16 protein-coding genes are annotated in these 20418 nt (G+C 71.9%); 10 read left to right on the forward strand and 6 right to left on the reverse strand.

Going from position 1 to position 20418, the window contains the following annotated elements; genetic code table 11:
• Nucleotides 1-126 precede the first annotated feature (126 nt).
• The 4 genes from metX to EDF64_RS08330 all read left to right on the forward strand — a co-directional run bounded on the left by metX (nt 127) and on the right by EDF64_RS08330 (nt 4833).
• A complete protein-coding gene (metX, locus tag EDF64_RS08315) occupies nt 127-1329 on the forward strand; it encodes a homoserine O-acetyltransferase MetX (RefSeq protein ID WP_133519535.1) in 1203 nt (400 codons plus the stop codon).
• A 234-nt stretch (nt 1330-1563) separates the two neighbouring features.
• On the forward strand, nt 1564-2721 hold the full coding sequence (locus tag EDF64_RS08320; RefSeq protein ID WP_133519536.1) for a sensor histidine kinase: 1158 nt from the start codon (nt 1564-1566) through the stop codon (nt 2719-2721).
• Entirely contained in the window at nt 2718-4046 is a 1329-nt protein-coding gene (locus EDF64_RS08325; RefSeq protein ID WP_133519537.1) for a hypothetical protein, read from the forward strand. The genes EDF64_RS08320 and EDF64_RS08325 overlap by 4 nt, the downstream gene beginning before the upstream one ends.
• Before the next feature lie 115 nt (nt 4047-4161).
• On the forward strand, nt 4162-4833 hold the full coding sequence (locus EDF64_RS08330; RefSeq protein ID WP_071293030.1) for a response regulator: 672 nt from the start codon (nt 4162-4164) through the stop codon (nt 4831-4833).
• A 276-nt stretch (nt 4834-5109) separates the two neighbouring features.
• On the opposite strand, the gene EDF64_RS08335 is transcribed toward EDF64_RS08330, so the two are convergent.
• The 4 genes from EDF64_RS08335 to EDF64_RS08350 form a co-directional block, all read right to left on the reverse strand.
• Nucleotides 5110-6375 (reverse strand): MFS transporter, encoded by a 1266-nt coding sequence (locus EDF64_RS08335; RefSeq protein WP_133519538.1) that lies wholly within the window; start codon nt 6373-6375, stop codon nt 5110-5112.
• Between the two features lie 328 nt (nt 6376-6703).
• Complete coding sequence (locus EDF64_RS08340; protein ID WP_133519539.1) at nt 6704-6883, reverse strand: hypothetical protein; 180 nt, start codon at nt 6881-6883, stop codon at nt 6704-6706.
• Nucleotides 6884-7063: 180 nt separating this feature from the next.
• A complete protein-coding gene (locus EDF64_RS08345) occupies nt 7064-7372 on the reverse strand; it encodes a thiamine-binding protein (RefSeq protein WP_133519540.1) in 309 nt (102 codons plus the stop codon).
• Entirely contained in the window at nt 7369-8649 is a 1281-nt protein-coding gene (locus tag EDF64_RS08350; RefSeq protein WP_133519541.1) for a glycosyltransferase 87 family protein, read from the reverse strand. The genes EDF64_RS08345 and EDF64_RS08350 overlap by 4 nt, the downstream gene beginning before the upstream one ends.
• Nucleotides 8650-8730: 81 nt before the next feature.
• Here EDF64_RS08350 and EDF64_RS08355 point away from each other — a divergent pair, with 81 nt between their 5' ends.
• A complete protein-coding gene (locus EDF64_RS08355) occupies nt 8731-9441 on the forward strand; it encodes a YceI family protein (RefSeq protein WP_133519542.1) in 711 nt (236 codons plus the stop codon).
• A 122-nt stretch (nt 9442-9563) separates the two neighbouring features.
• Here the strand turns inward: EDF64_RS08355 and EDF64_RS08365 are convergent, their stop codons facing one another.
• Nucleotides 9564-10424 (reverse strand): ADP-dependent NAD(P)H-hydrate dehydratase, encoded by an 861-nt coding sequence (locus EDF64_RS08365; RefSeq protein ID WP_133519543.1) that lies wholly within the window; start codon nt 10422-10424, stop codon nt 9564-9566.
• Nucleotides 10425-10448: 24 nt separating this feature from the next.
• On the opposite strand from EDF64_RS08365, the gene EDF64_RS08370 reads away from it, so the two are divergent.
• From EDF64_RS08370 to EDF64_RS08385, 4 genes are all read left to right on the forward strand, one after another.
• Nucleotides 10449-11087 carry an HAD family hydrolase gene (locus tag EDF64_RS08370; RefSeq protein ID WP_133519544.1) on the forward strand — a complete coding sequence of 213 codons (639 nt, stop codon included), beginning with the start codon at nt 10449-10451 and terminating at the stop codon, nt 11085-11087.
• Between the two features lie 9 nt (nt 11088-11096).
• Nucleotides 11097-12179: an NADH:flavin oxidoreductase/NADH oxidase gene (locus EDF64_RS08375; RefSeq protein ID WP_133519545.1), complete on the forward strand. Its 1083-nt coding sequence runs from the start codon at nt 11097-11099 to the stop codon at nt 12177-12179.
• Nucleotides 12180-12391: 212 nt separating this feature from the next.
• Nucleotides 12392-13765, forward strand: a complete 1374-nt coding sequence (locus tag EDF64_RS08380; protein ID WP_133519546.1) for a hemolysin family protein — start codon at nt 12392-12394, stop codon at nt 13763-13765.
• A complete protein-coding gene (locus tag EDF64_RS08385) occupies nt 13762-14799 on the forward strand; it encodes a hemolysin family protein (protein ID WP_133519547.1) in 1038 nt (345 codons plus the stop codon). The genes EDF64_RS08380 and EDF64_RS08385 overlap by 4 nt, the downstream gene beginning before the upstream one ends.
• A 176-nt stretch (nt 14800-14975) precedes the next feature.
• Here the strand turns inward: EDF64_RS08385 and EDF64_RS08390 are convergent, their stop codons facing one another.
• Entirely contained in the window at nt 14976-16415 is a 1440-nt protein-coding gene (locus EDF64_RS08390) for a GuaB1 family IMP dehydrogenase-related protein (RefSeq protein WP_133519548.1), read from the reverse strand.
• A 212-nt stretch (nt 16416-16627) separates the two neighbouring features.
• Between EDF64_RS08390 and EDF64_RS08395 the strand changes: the two genes are divergently transcribed.
• Complete coding sequence (locus EDF64_RS08395; protein WP_208108863.1) at nt 16628-20395, forward strand: multifunctional oxoglutarate decarboxylase/oxoglutarate dehydrogenase thiamine pyrophosphate-binding subunit/dihydrolipoyllysine-residue succinyltransferase subunit; 3768 nt, start codon at nt 16628-16630, stop codon at nt 20393-20395.
• The last annotated feature ends 23 nt before the right edge of the window (nt 20396-20418 follow it).

Below are 20418 nucleotides of genomic sequence, written 5' to 3' on the forward strand. Positions count from 1 at the left end.
CGCAGCGCGGGGACGCCCGGCCGCAGCGCGCGCGACCGACCCGGCCACGTGCCCGGGACCCGGCCACGGGGCGGACGTGACGTAACACGGCGGCGGCGACCCGCGCCTCCCGGCAGACTGGACCCGATGGACTGGCAGACGACCCCCGAGGACTCCGTGCCGTCCACCCTCGTGCCCGGCACCGAACTCGGCACGCTCGGCAAGCCACCCGTGACCGGCGCATGGCGACCCGGTGACCACCCGGGTGCACGCCACTTCGCGGCGCTCGGCGAGCAGTGGGTCCGCGGCGGACGGATCCCCGCCGTCCGCGTCGCCTACGAGACCTGGGGTGAACTCAACGAAGCGCGGGACAACGCCGTCCTCGTGTTCCACGCGCTGACCGGCGACTCGCACGTCGCGGGACTGCCCGGACCCGGCCACAGGACCGCCGGCTGGTGGGGCGACGTCGTCGGACCTGGCCGCGCGATCGACACCGACCGCTGGTTCGTGATCGCCCCGAACATGCTCGGCGGCTGCCAGGGCACGACGGGTCCGTCGTCGGTGTCACCGGACGGCCTCGAGTGGGGCTCACGCTTCCCGTTCGTCACGGTCCGCGACCAGGTGTCCGTGCAGGCGCAGCTGGCCGACCGGCTCGGCATCGAGACCTTCGCCGCGGTCGTCGGCGGGTCGATGGGCGGCATGCACGCGCTCGAGTTCGCGGTGTCGCACCCCTCGCGGGTCGAGCGGCTGGCCGTGCTCGCCTCGACGGCGCAGACCACGGCCGACCAGATCGCCGCGAACTCGCTGCAGCGCGCAGCGATCCAGATGGACCCCGCGTTCGCCGGCGGCGACTACTACGAGGCCGACGCGGGCGAGGGACCCCACCGCGGGCTCGCCCTCGCGCGGCGGATGGCGCTGATGACCTACCGCGCGTCCGACGAGCTCAACGGCCGCTTCGCCCGGTCGTGGCAGAGCGACGTGTCCCCGCTCGGCGACGACGGCCGGTTCTCGGTGGAGAGCTACCTCGACTTCCACGGCAACAAGTTCACCCGGCGGTTCGACGCATCGAGCTACGTGACGCTCACCCACGCGATGGACTCGCACGACGTCGGGGCCGGTCGCGGCGGGGTGGCGGCAGCGCTCGCCCTGGTGACGGCGCGGACCCTGGTGGTCGGGGTGTCGAGCGACCGGCTGTTCCCGATCGAGGACCAGCACCGGATCGCGGCCGGCGTGCCGGACACGCTCGACGGCGACCGTGCGGCGGTGATCGAGAGCGAGTTCGGGCACGACGGGTTCCTCATCGAGCACGAGGCGGTCGGGGCGCACCTCGGGCGGTTGCTCGACGGGTAGGCGGGGCGGGGTGCCGGCGCCGGTGACCGGCCCTTCCGCTGTTCGCATAACGCGTGCAATAACGATCACAGAACCATCCGACGCGGCACCGCGCGCCGAACACCCCCCAACGGGTGTCGCGCGTGGAATGATGGCGTGGTGCCCCGGCCTGACCGAGGCTCGGTTTTCCCGGCACGACGCCGCACCACGCACGACCCGGCACCACCAGTTTCCCCGTCACCAACCAGGACATCGATGGACTTCATCGCACAGGAACGCGACCGCTTGCTGCGGTCCACCACCCGTGTCGTCGGCATCGTGTGCGCGCTCGTCTCCGTCATCGGGATCATCTCCGCGCTCGCGGTCCCCGCCGTCCCGCTGGTCGGTGCCCTCGCCTGCATCGCGATCATGATCGGCGCGCTGCTCGTCTTCGGGTGGAACAACGCGGTCTGGTGGACGGCCCTCATCCTGGCGTCCGGGCTCGGCGCCCTCGCACTGCTGTTCTTCGGCGTCGACGACACCGTCCGCCCGGTCATCGCGTCGGCCGTCGTCCCGCTCGCCGCCGGCACCCTGTCCGCCCCGCTCATGGCGCAGCGCGGGCACCCGGTCGGCCTCGGGTTGACGATCGCCACCGGCGGGATCGTCGTCGTCGCGATGACCTGGGCGAGCGGCGGCATCCTCGCCGCCCCCGTGACCGGCGCCCTGCTCGGTTGGGTCCTCATCGCGGTGGTCACGATCTGGATCTCGCGGAGCATCCCCCGGGTCGCCCGCCGCATCTACAGCATCGGCACCGCGCACCGCGCCGAACGGCAGGCCAGCGAGACCGAGGCGCAGCGACGCCAGGGTGCGCGGCTCCTGCACGACACGGTGCTCGCGACGCTGACGCTCCTCGCACACTCCGGAGTCGGCGTCTCCGAGCAGGCGATGCGCGAGCAGGCCGCCGAGGACGCACGGCTCCTCCGCCACCTGCGCCTCGGCGCGACGCCCCAGCCGCAGCAGTCCGGCGACTACTCGCTCACGCGAGAAGAGGAGTCGCCCCTCGGGCAGACCCTCGAGTCGGTCAAGCAGCGTTTCGGCCGGATGGGCCTCGAGGTCAGCTGGCACGGCACCGGCCAGGTCCTGCTGCCGTCGCACGTGCTCGACGCGTTCCTCCTCGCCCTCGGTGAGTGCCTCGAGAACGTCCGTCGGCACGCCGGGGTCGGCGAGGCCCACGTCACGATCGTCCACGACAACGAGATGGTCCGTGCGATGGTCACCGACTCCGGCGTCGGCTTCGAGCTCGGGGAGATCAGTGCCGAACGCCTCGGGTTCAAGGAGAGCGTCGTGAACCGCCTCCGCGAGGTCGGCGGCGACGCGAAGCTGTTCTCCGCGCCGGGTTCCGGCACGACCGTCGTGCTGGAGGCGCCCCGATGAGCCGCATCCCCGAGGACACCATCAGCCGCGGCCTGCCCGGTGAGCCCGTCCAGCCCGCACCGCGCACCCGCCGGGAGGCCCGTGAACGGTACCGGGGCAGCGAACGTCGACAGGCCCGCGGTCTGCCCTCCACCTCCACCGGTGCACGCTCGCTGCGGCAGGCCGCCAAGCCGGGGGCATCGCTCGGCGCCGGGTACCTGGGGCTCGGCGCTGCCGTCCTCACCGGCATCGAGGCCGTCGCCGGCATCGTCTTCTTCCTCATCCGCTGGGACGACTTCACGAACCCGTGGTTGCCCGCCGCCGCGTGGGCGCTGTACCTCATCGCGGCCGTCGGGGTGGGGCTCAGCCTGCTCAACTACGGCGAACGGCTGACCGGACTGGCCTTCGGGCTCATCTGCGTGGTCCTCGGCTGCGTGGTGACGCTCGACTTCGTCGGGATCTGGCCGGAGCACGACCTCGTGCACACCGCGTCGGCGTCGGTCGCCGCCGGGTTCGCACTGCTCCCCGTCGCCACGCTGCGGCCCGCACGCGAGGTCGCCGCCGCCATCGCCGTCCTCGCCCTGGCGTTCATCGGGATGGCGATCGCCTCGACCCCGATCACGAGCGACACCCTGCCGGGCCTGGTGTCGACGCTCTCGCTCGTCGTGGTGCCGCCGTCCATCGCGATCTTCGTCGTGCAGCGGTTCCGCCAGCTCGTGCAGCGCGAACTCGACCGCGTCCTCGTGCAGAGCAACGTGCAGGCGCCGCAGTTCGCGGTCGGCATGCTCGCCTCGGACGAACTCGCCCGGCTCGACCTCGCGGCCGAGAAGCTCCTCGACGCCGTCGCGAACGGCAGTGATCCGCTCCCGCTCTCCGACGCGTCGGCGTCGGTCGCCGCCTCGCTCGCGACCGAGCTCCGCCTGCACCTCATCGAGGGCCGCCGCGAGACCTGGCTGTACCACGCGATCACGGAGTCGGACAACCTCGGCCGGTCGGTCAGCGTCGCCGATCCGCAGTCCCTCGCCGGGCACCTCTCCCCCGCCCAACGCGACGGGCTGCTGCAGGCGCTCTGGCAGATGGTCGGGGTTGCCGAGGGCCGAGGCTCCCAGGCCGGCTCGCCCGTCGTGTCCGTCACGCTCGGCCCGGTCGGCTCCGACGGTCACCCCGTCACCGACGAGACCATGGACGTCCCCATCGTGTTCGAGTCGCGCGGCGTCCCCCGTCGTCGACTCGGCCCCACCGCGTGGAGTGCCCTCCAGCGGATCGGTCCGTACACCGACACCGTGCGGGAGGGCGTGCTCCACGTCGTCGCGCACTGCGTCGTCGACCGACATCCGTCGATGTAGTCGTCGCACGGACCCGGCTGGCCCGAAACTGCCGGACACCCTGACCAGCCTGCCCGTGTCACGTGGCCCGTCCACCTAGGATCTGCCACGACTGCCCCGTAGAAAGGACGCCAGCATGGCGACTCCAGAGGAACCGATCCGACTCGCACTCGTCGACGACCACAGGATGCTCCTCGGCGCGCTGACGGAGTGGATCCGGAACGCCGCCGACGACATCACCCTCGTCGCGGCCGTCACGACGTGGCCGGAGCTCCTCACGAGCCCCGCGTTCCCGGTCGACGTGGTGCTGCTCGACCTCGACCTCAAGGACTCGATCCCGGTCTCGCTGAAGATCTCGACGCTCAAGACCGCCGGCGTGAAGACCGTCGTGATGAGCACCTACTCGGAGCCGAACGTCGTCCGCGAGGCCCTCGCCTCCGGCGCCCTCGGCTACCTCGTCAAGAGCGAGGACGCCGAGATGATCGTCGAGGCGATCCGTTCGGCCCAGCGCGGCGAGCAGTACGTCTCGGCGGAGCTCGACCTCGCGATCAACAGCGGCGACGTCGGCGGCGTGCCGAAGCTCAGCGCCCAGGAGCGTCGCGTGATGGCCCTGTACGGCGGCGGCGAGCCCGTGAAGAGCGTGGCGTACCAGCTCGGCATCTCGGAGGAGACCGCGAAGAGCTACCTCAAGCGCATCCGCGAGAAGTACCGCGTGGCCGGCTTCGACGTCGGCACGAAGGTGGCGCTCCGGAAGCGGGCGATCACCGACGGCATCATCGTGCAGGACGGCAGCCCCGTCGGGCTGTAGCGCGCGTGCTCGCCGGAGAGGCCGGGTCCCGTCACGGGACCCGGCCTCTCCTGCTCGCCACGTGCGGTGGCCCGCACCGTGCGACGGCCTGGAGGCGCGGTACGGGCTGGCACCGCGCCTCCCGTCGGGTGGTCGGCGGCGCTGATCCCGCCAAAGCGACAGTCCCCACCCGCCGGTCGCGTCCCCCACGCGAAAGCGACAGTCCGCCGCGGGAGTTCCGCGGCGAACTGTCGCTTTCGGGAGCGGTGGACGGTGCGACGTGCCCGCCCGCCCGCGTCAGACGATCGGCACCGGCGACGTGATCGGCCCCGTGCTCGGCGACGACGAGCGGAGCGCCGCACGACGGCTGCTCCGCCGCTCGGCCCCGTAGCTGACCATCGTCATGAGGACACCGAGCAGCGCGAGCACGATGCCGAGCCACCCCGGCGCCAGGAACCCGAACCCGGCGGCGATGACCGCGCCGCCGAGGGCCGCACCGAGCGAGTTGCCGATGTTGAACGCCGAGTGGTTGAGCGCCGCCGCGATGGTGCGGGCGTCACCGGCGACGTCCATCAGGCGGGACTGCACCGCCGGCGGGATCGCGGACGACGTCGCCCCGAGCAGGAACGCGCCGAGGAACATGCCCCACGCCCACTGCGCGGTGAGGACGGTGACGAGCAGGGCCGCGATGAGGGCGAACATGCCGACGTAGATCGTGCGCTTGACGCTGTGGTCCGCCAGCAGGCCGCCGAGGATGCCACCGACGACCATGCCGATGCCGACCACGACGAGCACGAGGGGCACGAACGACTCCGGCAGTCCGGTGACGTTCTGCACGAGCGGTGAGATGTAGGAGTACACGGCGAAGAACCCGCCGAACCCGACGGCGCCGAGGCCCATCACCATCCAGACCTGCGGCACCCGGAAGGCCCGCAGCTCGCGGCCGATCGTGGCGTGTTCGTCGCGGGCGCTCCGCGGGACGAACGCCAGCACCGCCAGGAACGTCAGCGCGAAGAGCACGGCGACGACGCCGTACGCGATGCGCCAGCTCGCGACCTGCCCGACCCAGGTGATCGCGGGCACGCCGATGACGTTCGCGACGGACAGGCCGAGCAGCACCATCGCGATGCCCTTGCCGCGCTTGCCCGGGCCCATGATGTCGCCCGCGACGATCGACGCGATGCCGAAGTACGCACCGTGCGGCAGCCCGGCGACGAAGCGTGCGACGAGCACGAGGCCGAACGAGGGCAGGATCGCACTCGCGACCGTCGCCACGACGAACCCGACGAGCAGCACGAGGATGAGGCCCTTGCGCGGGAACTTCGCCGACATCGCGGCGATCGTCGGCGCACCGACGACCACGCCGAGCGCGTAGGCGCTGACGAGCCAGCCGGCGTGCGCGATCCCGGCGTCCGGGTCGACGCCGTACTGGTGCGGCAGGAGCGCTGCGGCGATGTTCGGCAACAGGCCCATCGCGACGAACTCGGTGGACCCGATGGCGAAGCCACCGAGGGCGAGGGCGATGAGCGCGAGTGCGCGGCGCGCAGGCGTGAGCTGGGACATGGTGCCTGTTCTCGGACGGGAGGAGCGGGACGGGTTCCGGACGTCGGCTCGCGACGGCGAGTCGGCTGGGACCGTCGGTGCGCGCGGTACGGCACCGGGCCTCCGGTCCGAGGCGCTGGAAACCAGGAACCCCGTCACCCAGGCGCTGGACGCCGGGATGCTTGGACGCTTCGGCGCGAGCACCGAGGGTGAGCCCGACACCGGACGGAGGACGGCCCTGGTTCAGCGGCGAACGGGGACGACCGGCCGCCTCAGGCGACCGGTCTCAGCAGTGTAGACCGCTCCAACGCCCGAACGGAAGTCGGGTGACGAATCGATTCGACCGCGGTCAGGCGGCGCGACGCTCGGGCTGTGCGACGGGGGCGCCGACCAGCTCGGGGAGCTCGTCGCGGTGGACCCATCCGGACCCGCACTCGCTGCAGCTCGCCCAGGCGTGGTCGCCCTGCTCGTCGGTGTCGATGACGACCGTTCGAAGGTCGCAGTCGGGGCACCAGCCGTCGTGCATCATCACGCGCTCCTCGTCGTCTCGGGGCCGCCCGGTGCGGCTCGATGTGGACCATGAGACACCCGACCACCGACATCCACGGGAGGCCCCCGGCGTGTCGCCCGGGCACGGAGCAGGCGCGGAGCAGGCGCGGAGCAGGCGCGCAGTCAGCGCCGACCGGGGGCACGCACCACCCCGCCGAGGTCAGGCGTCGAGCGCCGCCTCGAGCCGCTCGAGCTTGCCGTCGATCTCCCCGACGTGCCCCGGCCGGATGTCGGCCTTCAGCACGAGCGACACCCGCGTGCCGTACGCCCCGACGGCCTCGGTGGCGCGCTTGACGACGTCCATGACCTCGTCCCACTCCCCCTCGACCTCGGTGAACATCGACGAGGTGCGGTTCGGCAGCCCGCTCTCGCGGACGACCCGCACGGCCGCCGCGACGGCGTCGTGCACGGACCCGTCCGACGATGCGGAGGGACCACCGGACGGAGCGACGGAGAACGCGACGATCATGGGTCCATCCTGCCCCGCTCGGGCACCGTGTGCGCGGGGATCGCCGCACGCGACCGCGCCGAGAGCCCGAGCCGCACCAGCGCCACGACGCTCCAGACGAGCAGCGCGACCTCGAGCGCGTTCCGGAGCGTCAGCACCACGAGGACCCAGGGCTGCACGGTGAGCACCTGGTCGTAGAACCCGGGGTAGACGATCTGCGTGAGCAGGGCCATCGGCAGCGCGGCCACCGCGATCGGCAGGAAGCGCCGCGCACTCGGCCGACCGGCCACGAGCCCCCAGACGATCGGCACGGCGAACCAGCCGACGTACTGCGGCGACCCCACCTTGTTCGTGGCGACGAGCGCGGCGACGAACAGCAGGGCGAGGAGCGGCGCGGCCTCGGTGCGGTGCGCGCCCCGTCGGACGGCCCACAGCGCCACGACCACCCCGGCCACGACGACCAGGGCCATCAGCGGCGTGGAGACGGCGGCGGCCGCGTGGGTGCCCGCACCGGAGACCTCGAACGTCAGGATCTGCTGGTTGTAGTAGACCGCGGCCCCCGGCACCCCGAACGCGGCCGCCCACATGAACGGCGTCGCGAGCGGCGCTTCGATCTGCAGCGCCCGGCCGGTCTGCTGGCCGACGAACGAGAACAGGTGCGCCGCTCCGCCGTAGAGCACGTCGACGAGGACGATCAGCGCGGTGAGGACGAGCGCGCCGCCGATGACCCCGCGACGGTGCCCGCGGCGGAGCAGCAGGAGCACGCCGACGAGCGCGGCAGGCCACACCTTCGTCCACGCGCCGGCGGTGAAGAGGGCTGAGGCCACGGCCGGCCGGGTGGCGACGAAGGCCACCCCGACCAGGGCGAGCACGGTCGCGACGGTGTCGATGCGCCCGAGGCCGATCGGCCCGAGCGCCAGGAGGAACGCCAGCCACCACCACACCACCCGCACGCCGAGCCCGCGGAACCGCCAGAGGAACGCGCACGCCACGGCGTCGAGCAGGACCACGAGCAGCAGCCACCCGGTGCCGATCGACCCGACACCACCCAGGGCAGCGGCGGCCATCGGCACGATCGCCAGGATCGGGTACACCCAGTCGGCGTCGATCCCGACCCAGAAGTGATCGGTGTGCCCGGTCTCGATCCACCGCTTGTAGGTGATCGTGACGTCGCCGAGCGGCAGGTTCGCCGACACCGCGGTCAGGTACCAGAGGAGCGCGTGCACGGCCAGGAATGCGACCACGAACACGGCGGCCTCGAGCCACCGGGACCGACGCACCGTCGTCCCCGCCGTCATCCCGCCGTCCTCCGCACCGGACGAGCGTAGCGGCCGGAGAGTCCCAGCCTCCCCAGAGCATGACGTGTCACCGTCGTCCTCGTGACCTCCGACACCCCGCGCAAGCGCCGCAAGGCCGTCATCTGGATCTCCGTCATCGCCGCCGTCGTCGTGCTCGGCGTCGTCGCGGCGGTGGTCGGCACGAACCTCTACACGAGCAACGAGAACGCGAAGGCATCGGCGGCGCCGTCGGTCGCCGCCAGTCGCGCACCGTCGACGCTCGACGACGCGGACCTGTCCGGTGCGTGGACGGTCGGCGGTGACTCCGAGGCGGGGTACCGCGTCCACGAGGTCCTCAACGGCTCCGACGTGACCGTCACCGGACGCACCGACAGCGTCACGGGCAGCGCCACGGTCGACGGCTCGGCGATCACGAAGGCCGAGATCACGGTGCAGGTGGCCGACATCGCCACCGACTCGAACCAGCGCGACTCCTACTTCCGCGACTCCGCGATGGACGCCGCGGCCTTCCCCACGGCGACGTTCGCACTGACCGAACCGATCGCGAACGCGGTCCCGAGCGGCTCGGGCACGACGAAGGTCGAGGCGACGGGCAACCTCACCCTGCACGGCGTCACGAAGCCGGTGACCGCCACCGTCGAGGTCGGCCTCAACGGCGACGGCGTCGACATCTCCGGCTCGATCCCGATCACGTTCTCGGACTACGGCGTGCAGGCCCCGGACCTCGGCTTCGTGAAGGTGGACGACTCCGGAGCCGTGGAGTTCCTCGTGCACGCGACGCCCGCCTCGTAGCCGGCCGCGGGGGCGGCCCCGTCCGCAACGCACCACCCGCGGGCCTGGAGGCACGGTGCGGCACCGCCCCGCGCCTCCAGGCCGGCCCCGGTCGCGTCCGCGCGCCGTCCACGCCCCGCCCACTACTCGCGCGCGTCGCCCTCGACCACGAGGTCCCGCACCACGCCCGGCAGCTCCGCGATCAACGCCGCCATCGTGAACGGCCCACCACCGGACGCCCGCCGCGCCGCGATCCCGTGCACCACCGCCGCCGACGCTGCCAGGTGCGCCAGGTCGGACGGCGACAGCGTCGAACCGGACGCCTCGGCCGCCCCCTGCCGCGCGGCGACGAGCGCCCCGAGCACCCCGCCGAGGACGTCCCCGGCACCGGCGGCCGCGAGCCACGGCGTCGCCGACGAGGCCACCAGCCGAACCGACCCGTCGGGCGTCGCCACGTGCGTCGCCGAACCCTTGAGGAGCACGACGCTGCCGGTCTGCGCCGCGGCACGGACCGCCGCCGCTGCCGGGTCCCGCTCTATCGACTCGCGCGGGACGTCGAGCACGCCGGCGAGCTCCCCCGCGTGCGGCGTCAGCACCGCGAGCGGCCCGAGCTCCACGAGCGGGATGGCCCCGGCGTCCACCACGACCGGCACCCCGTCGTCCGAGGCATGGGTGAACCCCGAGGCCGTCGTGTCGTCCAGGTCGTCCAACGACGACGCCGAGATCCCCGAGCCGACGAGCCACGCCTGCACCCGTCCGATGCCGGCCACCACCTCGGGCCGGCGGGCGAGCACGTGGTCGGACGCCCGCGACGGCCCGACGTACCGGACCATGCCGACGCCGGTGTGCACCGCCGCGTCGACGCCCATCACGGCGGCTCCCGGGTACTGGTCGGACCCCGTCGCGACGCCGAGCACGCCCCGGCGGTACTTCGTGGACCGCCCGTCCGGGGCGGTGGTCCAGGCGGCGGCGTCGGTCGGGGCGAAGGGGACGAAGTCGTTCACGACCGCCACGTTACGGTGGACCGCATGAGCCTGTTCCTGCCTGGTCGCGTGGTGGTCTTCGACTACGGCGAGGTGATCAGCCGGACGCCGCACGCCTCCCGCGACGCCCTGGTCGACGCGACGGGGATCCCGGCCGACGAGCTGTTCCCCGTCTACCAGGAGCTCCGGCACGACCTCGACCGCGGCGACCTCTCCGTCGTGGCGTACTGGCGCGCGATCGCCGAGCGCACCGGTCGGAGCTGGAGCGTGGCGGAGATCCACCGGTTCTGGGCGATCGACTTCACCGGCTGGTTCGAGGTCGAACCGGAGACCCTCGCGATCGTCGAGGAGCTGCACGACGCCGGCACCCGCCTGGCGTTGCTGTCGAACGCCGGCTTCGACTTCGGCGACCCGTACCGCCGATCGCCGATGGGGTCCCTGTTCGAGACCGTCGTGGTGAGCGCCGAGGAGCACGTCCTCAAGCCCGCTCCGTCCATCTACCGCGACACCTGCACGCGTCTGGGAATCGACGCCGGTCAGATGGTGTTCGTGGACAACAGGGCCGAGAACGCCGCCGGCGCGGAAGCGATCGGAGCGGTCGGCCACCACTACACGTCGCCGGACGGCCTGCGGACGTTCCTCCAGGACCTCAGCCAGCAGCCCGCCCCGGCGCCCGTCCCCTGAGGAGCCCGCGTGACGCACGCCCTGTTCGAACCGATCACCATCCGCGACCTGACCGTCCGCAACCGCATCTGGGTCTCCCCGATGTGCCAGTACTCGGTCGAGGCGCAGGACGGCGTCCCGACGCCGTGGCACCTCGTGCACCTCGGCGGGTTCGCGAAGGGCGGTGCCGGCGCGGTCGTGGTCGAGGCCACGGGCGTCGTGCCCGAGGGGCGGATCAGCCCGCAGGACCTGGGCCTCTGGAACGACGAGCAGCGTGACGCCTTCCGGCCGATCGTCGACTTCATCCACGCGCAGGGTGCCGCCGCCGGCGTCCAGCTCGCGCACGCCGGCCGCAAGGCGTCGACGTTCCGCCCGTGGGAGGCCGCGCACGGCTCCGTCCCCACCGACCAGGGCGGGTGGGGCACCGTCGCACCCTCCGCGGTGGCCTTCGACGCCTACGCCGAGCCGCGCGAGCTCGCGACCGAGGACATCCGTGTCGTCGCGCTGGCGTTCGCCGCCGCGGCACGGCGCTCGGTCGAGGCCGGGTTCGACCTCGTCGAGATCCACGCCGCACACGGCTACCTGCTCCACCAGTTCCTCTCGCCGCTGAGCAACCGGCGCACCGACCAGTACGGCGGCTCGCTCGAGAACCGCGCCCGCGCGCTGCTCGACGTCGTCGACGCCGTCCGTGCCGAGGTCGGCGAGGGCTTCCCCGTCGTCGTCCGGTTCTCAGCGACGGACTGGGTCGAGGGCGGCCTCACCCTCGAGGAGACCACACAGGTCGCCCGCTGGGCCGCCGAGCACGGCGCCGACCTGGCCGACGTCTCGACCGGCGGCAACGTCGCGAGCGCCCCGATCCCGGTCGGCCCGGGCTACCAGGTGCCGTTCGCCGAGGCGATCAAGCGCGACGCCGGCATCGGCACGATCGCGGTCGGCATGATCTCCGGCGCGTTCCAGGCCGAGCAGATCGTCGCCACCGGCCAGGCGGACGTCGTGATGATCGGTCGCGAGTTCCTCCGCGACCCGGCGTTCCCCCTGCGGGCCGCCGTCGAGCTCGGCGTGACGATCGACTACGAGCCGCAGCAGTACCACCGCGCGCGCGTCACGGCGTAGGCCGGTCCGTGTGGCGCGAGTCGCGCCTCCAGGGCGGTCACCGCGACCAGCCGGGAGGCGCGACTCGCGTTCTGTACGGATTCTCGGCTTGGTCGCGTCCCACGCAGTACGATTGGTCCCACTGTGGACGATCCCCCGAACAGTTCTTCGCCTCACTCATCCGCCGCTCACTCGGTGAGCTGCACTGCCTCGCGCCCTGCGGGAGGTGAATCATGAGTCCGATCGACATCGTCATGCTGGTCGGCGGCATCCTGCTGACGCTCGGCACGGGCGTCTTCGTGGCGTCCGAGTTCGCGCTCGTCAACCTCGACCGCGCCGACGTCGAAGCCCGGCGCGACCGCGGTGAGGCCGGCCTCGCGCCCGTCATCGGCGCGCTGAAGGTCACCTCGACGCACCTGTCCAGCGCGCAGCTCGGCATCACGCTGACGACGCTGCTGACCGGCTACCTGCTCGAGCCGTCCATCGCGACGCTGCTCGAAGCACCGTTCCTGGCGATGCGGCTGCCGGAGGCGGTCGTCGAGACCGTCGGGTCGATCGTGGCGCTCGTCATTGCGACGCTGCTGTCGATGATCCTCGGCGAGCTCGTGCCGAAGAACTTCGCGCTCGCGCTCCCCCTGCAGACCGCGAAGCTCGTCGTGCCGCTGCAGGTGGCCTTCACGACGGTGTTCAAGCCGGCCGTCGCCGTGCTGAACGGCACCGCGAACGCCGTGCTCCGGTCGATGGGCATCGAACCGCAGGAGGAACTGTCCGGCGCCCGGAGCGCCGAGGAACTCACCTCGCTGCTCCGCCGGTCCGCGTCCGAGGGCTCGCTCGAGCAGGACACCGCGACGCTCCTGGAACGGACGATCTCGTTCTCCGAGCTGAGCGCCAGCGACGTGATGACCCCGCGCCCCCGACTCTCCACGATCCGCGTGTCCGAGTCGGCAGAGGACGTCATCGCCCTCGCCCGCCGCACCGGCTTCAGCCGCTTCCCCGTCATCGAGGAGGACGCGGACGACGTCGTCGGCATCGTGCACGTCAAGCAGGCCGTCGCCGTGCCGCGCGAGAAGCGTCCGGAGGTGCCCGTCGGGGCGCTCATGACCGATGCCGAGCGCGTCCCCGAGACGATGCCGGGTGACGCCCTGCTCGCCGAGGTCCGTGGCCGTGGCTACCAGATGGTCATCGTCGTCGACGAGTACGGCGGGACCGCCGGGGTCGTCACGCTCGAGGACCTCGTCGAGGAACTCGTCGGCGAGGTCTCCGACGAGCACGACCGCGCCCGGATCGACGTGGTGCGCTCCCGCAACTGGCTGACGTTCCCGGGGCTCCTGCGCCCGGACGAGCTCGAGGACCGCGCCGGTGTGACCGTGCCGGAGGACGGGCCGTACGAGACCGTCGGCGGGTTCGTCATGTCGACGCTCGGCCGGCTGCCGGTCGTCGGCGACGAGGTCGCGCTCGACGGCGGCGTGTTCCGCGTCGAACGGCTCGACGGCCGTCGGGTCGACCGGATCCGCTGGACCCCGACCCCACCGGAACCGACTCCGGAGTCCGCGCCCGTCACGGGCATCATCATCCCGGCGACCAAGACGAAGGGGGCCACCCGATGAGCTCGGACTGGTGGGGCATCTTCTGGCTGTTCGTGCTGCTGGCGGGGAACGCGTTCTTCGTCGCCGCCGAGTTCGCCGTCATCTCCGCGCGGCGCTCCCAGATCGAGCCCCGAGCCGAAGAGGGGTCGCGCGCCGCGCAGATGACCCTGTGGGCGATGGAGCACGCCACCCGCATGCTCGCGACCACGCAGCTCGGCATCACCGTGTGCTCGCTGCTCATCCTCAACGTCTCCGAGCCGGCGATCCACCACCTGCTCGAGGTCCCGCTGCACCTCACCGGGTGGAGCGCCGAGGTCATCGGCATCGTCGCGTTCGTGTTCACGCTGCTGCTGGTGTCGTTCCTGCACGTGGTGTTCGGCGAGATGGTGCCGAAGAACATCTCGTTCTCGATGCCCGACCGCGCAGCACTGCTCCTCGTGCCGACGCTCTGGTACATCGGCCACGGCCTGCACTGGGTCGTGGTGGGCCTCAACGAGGTCGCCAACGGCGTGCTCCGGCTGTTCCGCGTCGAACCGAAGGACGAAGCGGTGAGCGCGTTCACGGTGGAAGAGGTCCAGACGATCGTCGAGCAGTCCCGCCGCGAGGGCACCCTCACCGACGACGGCAAGCTCGCGATGGCGTTCGAGTTCACCGAGAAGAAGGTCAAGGACGTCGCCGTGTCGATGGCCGAACTGGTCACGCTGCCCGACGACGCCACCCCCGCCGACGTCGAGCGTGCGGTCGCCCAGCGCGGCTTCTCGCGCTACGTGCTCGTCGGCGACGACGGTGACCCCACGGGCTACGTGCACGTGAAGGACGTCATCGACCTGCGCCCGGACGAGTACGACGAGCCGGTGCCGCCGAAGCGCATCCGGCAGCTCATCTCGCTCTACACGGCCATGGACCTCGAGGACGCCCTGGCGACGATGCGTGCCGCCGGTCGCCACGTGGCGCGGGCGTTCGACGCCGACGGGCGGACGGTCGGGGTGCTCTTCCTGGAGGACATCCTCGAGGAGCTCGTCGGCGAGGTCGAGGACGCCACCCGGCGCCGGTGACGCGCGGAGCTGCCGCGTCAGGTCCGCTAAAGCGACAGGGCGCACCGGCGCTGCCCCGTCAGGTCCGCCAAAGCGACAGATCCCTGCAAACCTTCCGCAGGGATCTGTCGCTTTGGCGAGCGGCGACGGGCCTGGAGGCGCGGTGTCAGCCCGCCACGCGCCTCCAGGCCGGCGCGCTACCAGCTGACGGGCAGGGGCTTGCCCTCTTCGTACCCGGCGGCGGACTGGATGCCGACCAGGGCACGCTCGGAGAACTCGGCCAGCGACGACGCGCCCGCGTAGGTCGCGGAGCTCCGGACGCCGGTGGTGATCATGTCGAGCAGGTCCTCGACGCTCGGGCGCTCCGGGTCGAGGTAGATCGTGGACGACGAGATGCCCTCGGCGAAGAGCGCCTTGCGCGCCCGCTCGTACGGGTCGAGCCGCTCGAAGCGCTCGCGGACGGCCTTCGCGGAGGCCATGCCCCAGCTCTCCTTGTACGCCTTGCCCGCGGCGTCGCGACGCAGGACTCCCGGCGCCTCGAGCGTGCCGGCGAACCACGAGCCGATCATCACGGCGGACGCACCCGCGGCCAGCGCGAGCGCCACGTCGCGTGGGTACCGGACGCCACCGTCGGCCCAGACGTGCGCACCGAGCGAACGCGCCGCGGCGGCGGTCTCGAGCACGGCGGAGAACTGCGGACGCCCGACGGCGGTCATCATGCGCGTGGTGCACATGGCGCCGGGGCCGACGCCGACCTTGATGATGTCGGCTCCGGCGTCGACGAGGTGCGCGACCGCGTCGGCGGTGACGACGTTGCCCGCGACGAGGGGGACGTCGAGCCCGAGGGCGGCGACGGTCCGGAGCGCGCGGAGCATGCCCTCCTGGTGGCCGTGCGCGGTGTCGAGGACGAGGACGTCGACCCCGGCGGCGGCGAGGGCCGTTGCCTTCGCGGCGACGTCGCCGTTGATGCCGATCGCGGCCGCGACCCGGAGGCGTCCGGAGGCGTCGACCGCCGGCGTGTAGATGTCCGAGCGGATCGCGCTCGTCTGGCTGGTGGTGCCGACGACCTTGCCGTGGCGCGTCACCGGGGCGAAGTCGACCCCGGCGGCGGTGAGCACGTCGTACACGTGGCGGGGCGTGCCGGCGTCCTCGGCGTCGATCGCCGTGGAGGGACCGTGCAGCAGGTCGCGGAGCGTGGCGTCCGGCCCGGCGGTGCCGAGTCGGCCGGCGGGCACGCAGCCGAGGTACTCCCCCTCGGCGTCGCGCACGACGACCCCGCGTCCGGCGACGGGCAGGAGGTGCTCGTTCGCCTCGGCTACGGTCGTGTCCGCGCCCATGTCGTAGGCGGTGTCGAAGTCGACCGGCTGGTCCTTGACCCAGCGGATGGCCGCGTCGAGGTCCTGCAGGTGCATGTCCTGCGGCAGCACCCCGAGACCACCGCGGCGGGCCAGGGTCGCGGCGAGGCGCGGGCCGGTCACGGAGTTCATGTTGGCGCTGACGATCGGGATGGTGGCGCCGGAACCGTCGTTCGCCCGGAGGTCCACGTCGAAGCGGCTCGTGACCGCGGATCGGCTGGGCACGAGGAAGACGTCGGAGTAGGTCAGGTCGTGTGTCGGCCGCGTCTCGTAGAACCTCATGGCCCCCACTGTACGGCTCTGCTGGGTGGCCGGTCTGGACGGTCCGGCACGCCTCCGGCGCGACACGCGGCACCCCCGCCTGGAGGCCCGACTCGCGTCGTGCCTGACACCGAACGGACATCTGCGAGCGGCTAGGCTGGGGACCTGTGCGGGGCAGGGTTGCCGCGCACGACACACACGAGCATCTATCGACGGAGAGTGGGCGATCGGCTGTGTCGAGCCATCTGACCGGAACGGACGAGACCGCGGGCGAATTCGGGGCGAACGAGTGGCTCGTCGACGAGCTCTACGAGCAGTTCGTCGCGGACAAGGAGTCGGTCGACAAGTCCTGGTGGCCGGTCCTCGAGAGCTACCACCGCACCCAGGCCCCTGACGCTCCCGCCGCTCCGGCTCCCGCCACTGGTGCTCCTGCTCCGGCACCCTCGGGAACGGCCCCCGCGGAGCAGTCGTCCACGCAGCAGCCCGCCACCGGTGACGTCCCCGGTGAGGCGAAGTCCGGCCCGATCCAGGCGAAGACCACGTCGCGCCAGCCGACCCCGCAGCCGATCCCGGCCGAGGCGAACGACGAGGCCGACGACCACGAGGAGACCCACGAGGACGTCGCCACCCCGCTCCGGGGCATGGCGAAGACCCTGGCGTCGAACATGGACGCCTCGCTGACCGTCCCGACCGCGACGAGCGTGCGGACGATCCCGGCGAAGCTCATGATCGACAACCGCATCGTGGTGAACAACCACCTGCGCCGAGCCCGCGGCGGCAAGATCTCGTTCACGCACCTCATCGGCTGGGCGATGGTCCAGGCGCTCAAGGACTTCCCGAGCCAGAACGTCTTCTACGAGGAGCGCGACGGCAAGCCCTTCGTGGTGCAGCCGGCGCACGTCAACGTCGGCATCGCGATCGACGTCCCGAAGAAGGACGGCACGCGCTCCCTGCTCGTCCCGAGCATCAAGCGCGCCGAGACGCTGACGTTCGGCCAGTTCCTCTCCGCCTACGAGGACCTCGTCAAGCGCGCCCGCGACAACAAGCTCACGCCGACGGACTTCCAGGGCACGACGATCTCGCTCACCAACCCGGGCGGCATCGGCACCGTGCACTCCGTCCCGCGGCTGACGAAGGGCCAGGGCGCGATCATCGGCGCCGGCGCCCTCGAGTACCCGGCGCAGTTCCAGGGCTCCGCCGACAAGACCCTCGTCGAGCTCGGCATCGGCAAGACGATCACCCTGACGAGCACCTACGACCACCGCGTCATCCAGGGCGCCGGGTCGGGCGAGTACCTCAAGAAGGTGCACGAGCGCCTCATCGGCGAGCACGGCTTCTACGAGGGCATCTTCGCGGCCCTCCGGATCCCGTACAAGCCGATCCAGTGGGCGAACGACATCAACGTCGACCTGGCGCACCGGGTCAACAAGACCGCGCGCGTGCAGGAGCTCATCAACAGCTACCGCGTCCGCGGGCACCTGATGGCGGACATCGACCCGCTCGAGTACCGGCAGCGCACGCACCCCGACCTCGAGATCGAGAGCCACGGGCTGACCTTCTGGGACCTCGACCGCGAGTTCGTCACCGGCGGTCTGGCCGGCACCACGAACGCGCCGCTCCGCGACGTCCTCGGGATCCTGCGCGACGCCTACTGCCGCACGGTCGGCATCGAGTACATGCACATCCAGGACCCGGAGCAGCGCCGCTGGGTGCAGGCCCACATCGAGGTCCCGTACTCGAAGCCCTCGAAGGACGAGCAGCTCCGCGTCCTCGGCAAGCTCAACGAGGCCGAGGCGTTCGAGACGTTCCTGCAGACGAAGTACGTCGGGCAGAAGCGCTTCTCGCTCGAGGGCGGCGAGTCGACGATCCCGTTCCTCGACACCCTCATCCAGCACGCCGCCACGTCGGGCCTCGACGAAGTCGCGATCGGCATGGCGCACCGCGGCCGCCTCAACGTGCTGACGAACATCGCCGGCAAGACCTACGGCCAGATCTTCCGTGAGTTCGAGGGCTCCTCGCTCCCCGGCGCCGTCTCCGGACAGGGCTCCGGCGACGTGAAGTACCACGTCGGCACCGAGGGCGTCTTCCGCGCCAGCGACGGCACGGCCATCCCGGTCACGATCGCCGCGAACCCCTCCCACCTCGAGGCCGTCGACGGCGTGCTCGAGGGCATCGTCCGCGCCAAGCAGGACAGAGAGGCGCCCGGCACCTTCGGCGTGCTGCCCGTGCTGGTCCACGGCGACGCGGCGATGGCCGGGCAGGGCGTCGTGGTCGAGACCCTGCAGATGTCGCAGCTGCGCGGCTACCGCACCGGTGGCACCGTGCACCTCGTCATCAACAACCAGGTCGGCTTCACCACCCCGCCGGAGTCGGCGCGCAGCTCGGTGTACTCCACCGACGTCGCGAAGACGATCCAGGCGCCGATCTTCCACGTGAACGGCGACGACCCCGAGGCCGTGGCACGGGTCGCCGAGCTGGCGTTCGCGTACCGGCAGGAGTTCAAGCGCGACGTCGTCATCGACCTCATCTGCTACCGCCGCCGCGGCCACAACGAGGGCGACGACCCCTCGATGACGCAGCCGATGATGTACAACCTCATCGAGGCGAAGCGCTCCGTCCGCACCCTCTACACCGAGGCCCTCGTCGGCCGCGGCGACATCACGCAAGAGGAGTACGACGAGGCGCACCGCGACTTCCAGGACCGCCTGGAGCGCGCCTTCGCCGAGACGCACGAGGCGCAGACCGGCACCATCCCGGTGATCCAGGTCGACGACGACGGTGCCGTGCAGGGGCTCGAACGCCCGGCGGCGCAGCGCGACGACTCCGAGCACGAGGTGCACGACACCGCGGTGTCCGAGGACCTCGTCCGGGCGATCGGCGACGCGCACAGCAACCCGCCCGCCGGCTTCTCGATCCACCCGAAGCTGCAGCAGCTGCTGACGAAGCGCACCGACATGACGCGCAACGGCGGCGTCGACTGGGCGATGGCCGAGCTCATGGCGATCGGTTCGCTGCTCGTCGAGGGCAAGCCCGTCCGTCTCGCCGGCCAGGACGCCCGCCGTGGCACCTTCGTGCAGCGCCAGGCGGTGTTCCACGACCGGGTGAACGGCCAGGAGTGGCTGCCGCTCGCGAACCTCACCGAGGACCAGGCCCGGCTCTACATCTACGACTCGCTCCTCAGCGAGTACGCGGCGATGGCGTTCGAGTACGGCTACTCGGTCGAGCGACCCGAGGCCCTCGTGCTCTGGGAGGCGCAGTTCGGCGACTTCGCGAACGGCGCCCAGACCGTCATCGACGAGTTCATCTCGTCCGCCGAGCAGAAGTGGGGGCAGCGTTCCGGCCTCGTGCTCCTGCTCCCCCACGGCTACGAGGGCCAGGGGCCGGACCACTCGTCGGCCCGCATCGAGCGGTACCTGCAGCTCTGCGCCGAGGACAACATGGTGGTGGCGCGGCCGTCGACCCCGGCGTCGTACTTCCACCTGCTGCGTCGTCAGGCGTGGGCGAAGCCGCAGAAGCCGCTCGTCGTGTTCTCCCCGAAGGCCATGCTGCGGCTCCGGCAGGCCACCAGCGGCGTGGACGCCTTCACGAACGGCACCTTCCAGGAAGTCCTCGACGACGACCGCGTGGCAGACCGGTCGGCCGTGCGCCGCGTCGTCCTGCACTCGGGCAAGGTCCACCACGACCTGCGCGCCGAGGTCGAGAAGCGCGGGGCCACCGACGTCGCCCTCGTCCGGCTCGAGCAGCTCGCGCCGCTCCCGCTCGACCGCATCCTCGACGTCCTGGGCGGCTACCCGGACGCCGAGGTCGTGTGGGCGCAGGAAGAGCCCGAGAACCAGGGCGCGTGGCCGTTCGTCTGCATGAACCTCGGGCCGCACCTGGGCGGTCGGCCGCTGACGGTCGCCGCTCGTGCCGCGAGTGCCGCGCCGGCGACGGGTTCGTCGAAGCGCTCGGCGCAGGAAGCCGCCGAGGTCATCGCGAAGGCGTTGGGCGCGTCGGCCTGAGCGTCAGGAAGCGCCCCGTGCGG

Source organism: Curtobacterium flaccumfaciens, from assembly GCF_004361695.1.
GTDB classification, from domain to species: domain Bacteria; phylum Actinomycetota; class Actinomycetes; order Actinomycetales; family Microbacteriaceae; genus Curtobacterium; species Curtobacterium flaccumfaciens_B.

Coding starts and splice junctions, on each gene's coding strand:
- EDF64_RS08345 (WP_133519540.1), bottom strand. CDS start 7,372: ATGATCGTCGCGTTCTCCGTCGCTCCGTCCGGTGGTCCCTCCGCATCG.
- metX (WP_133519535.1), top strand. CDS start 127: ATGGACTGGCAGACGACCCCCGAGGACTCCGTGCCGTCCACCCTCGTG.
- EDF64_RS08350 (WP_133519541.1), bottom strand. CDS start 8,649: ATGACGGCGGGGACGACGGTGCGTCGGTCCCGGTGGCTCGAGGCCGCC.
- EDF64_RS08385 (WP_133519547.1), top strand. CDS start 13,762: ATGAGCTCGGACTGGTGGGGCATCTTCTGGCTGTTCGTGCTGCTGGCG.
- EDF64_RS08380 (WP_133519546.1), top strand. CDS start 12,392: ATGAGTCCGATCGACATCGTCATGCTGGTCGGCGGCATCCTGCTGACG.
- EDF64_RS08370 (WP_133519544.1), top strand. CDS start 10,449: ATGAGCCTGTTCCTGCCTGGTCGCGTGGTGGTCTTCGACTACGGCGAG.
- EDF64_RS08320 (WP_133519536.1), top strand. CDS start 1,564: ATGGACTTCATCGCACAGGAACGCGACCGCTTGCTGCGGTCCACCACC.
- EDF64_RS08390 (WP_133519548.1), bottom strand. CDS start 16,415: ATGAGGTTCTACGAGACGCGGCCGACACACGACCTGACCTACTCCGAC.
- EDF64_RS08335 (WP_133519538.1), bottom strand. CDS start 6,375: ATGTCCCAGCTCACGCCTGCGCGCCGCGCACTCGCGCTCATCGCCCTC.
- EDF64_RS08330 (WP_071293030.1), top strand. CDS start 4,162: ATGGCGACTCCAGAGGAACCGATCCGACTCGCACTCGTCGACGACCAC.
- EDF64_RS08325 (WP_133519537.1), top strand. CDS start 2,718: ATGAGCCGCATCCCCGAGGACACCATCAGCCGCGGCCTGCCCGGTGAG.
- EDF64_RS08340 (WP_133519539.1), bottom strand. CDS start 6,883: ATGATGCACGACGGCTGGTGCCCCGACTGCGACCTTCGAACGGTCGTC.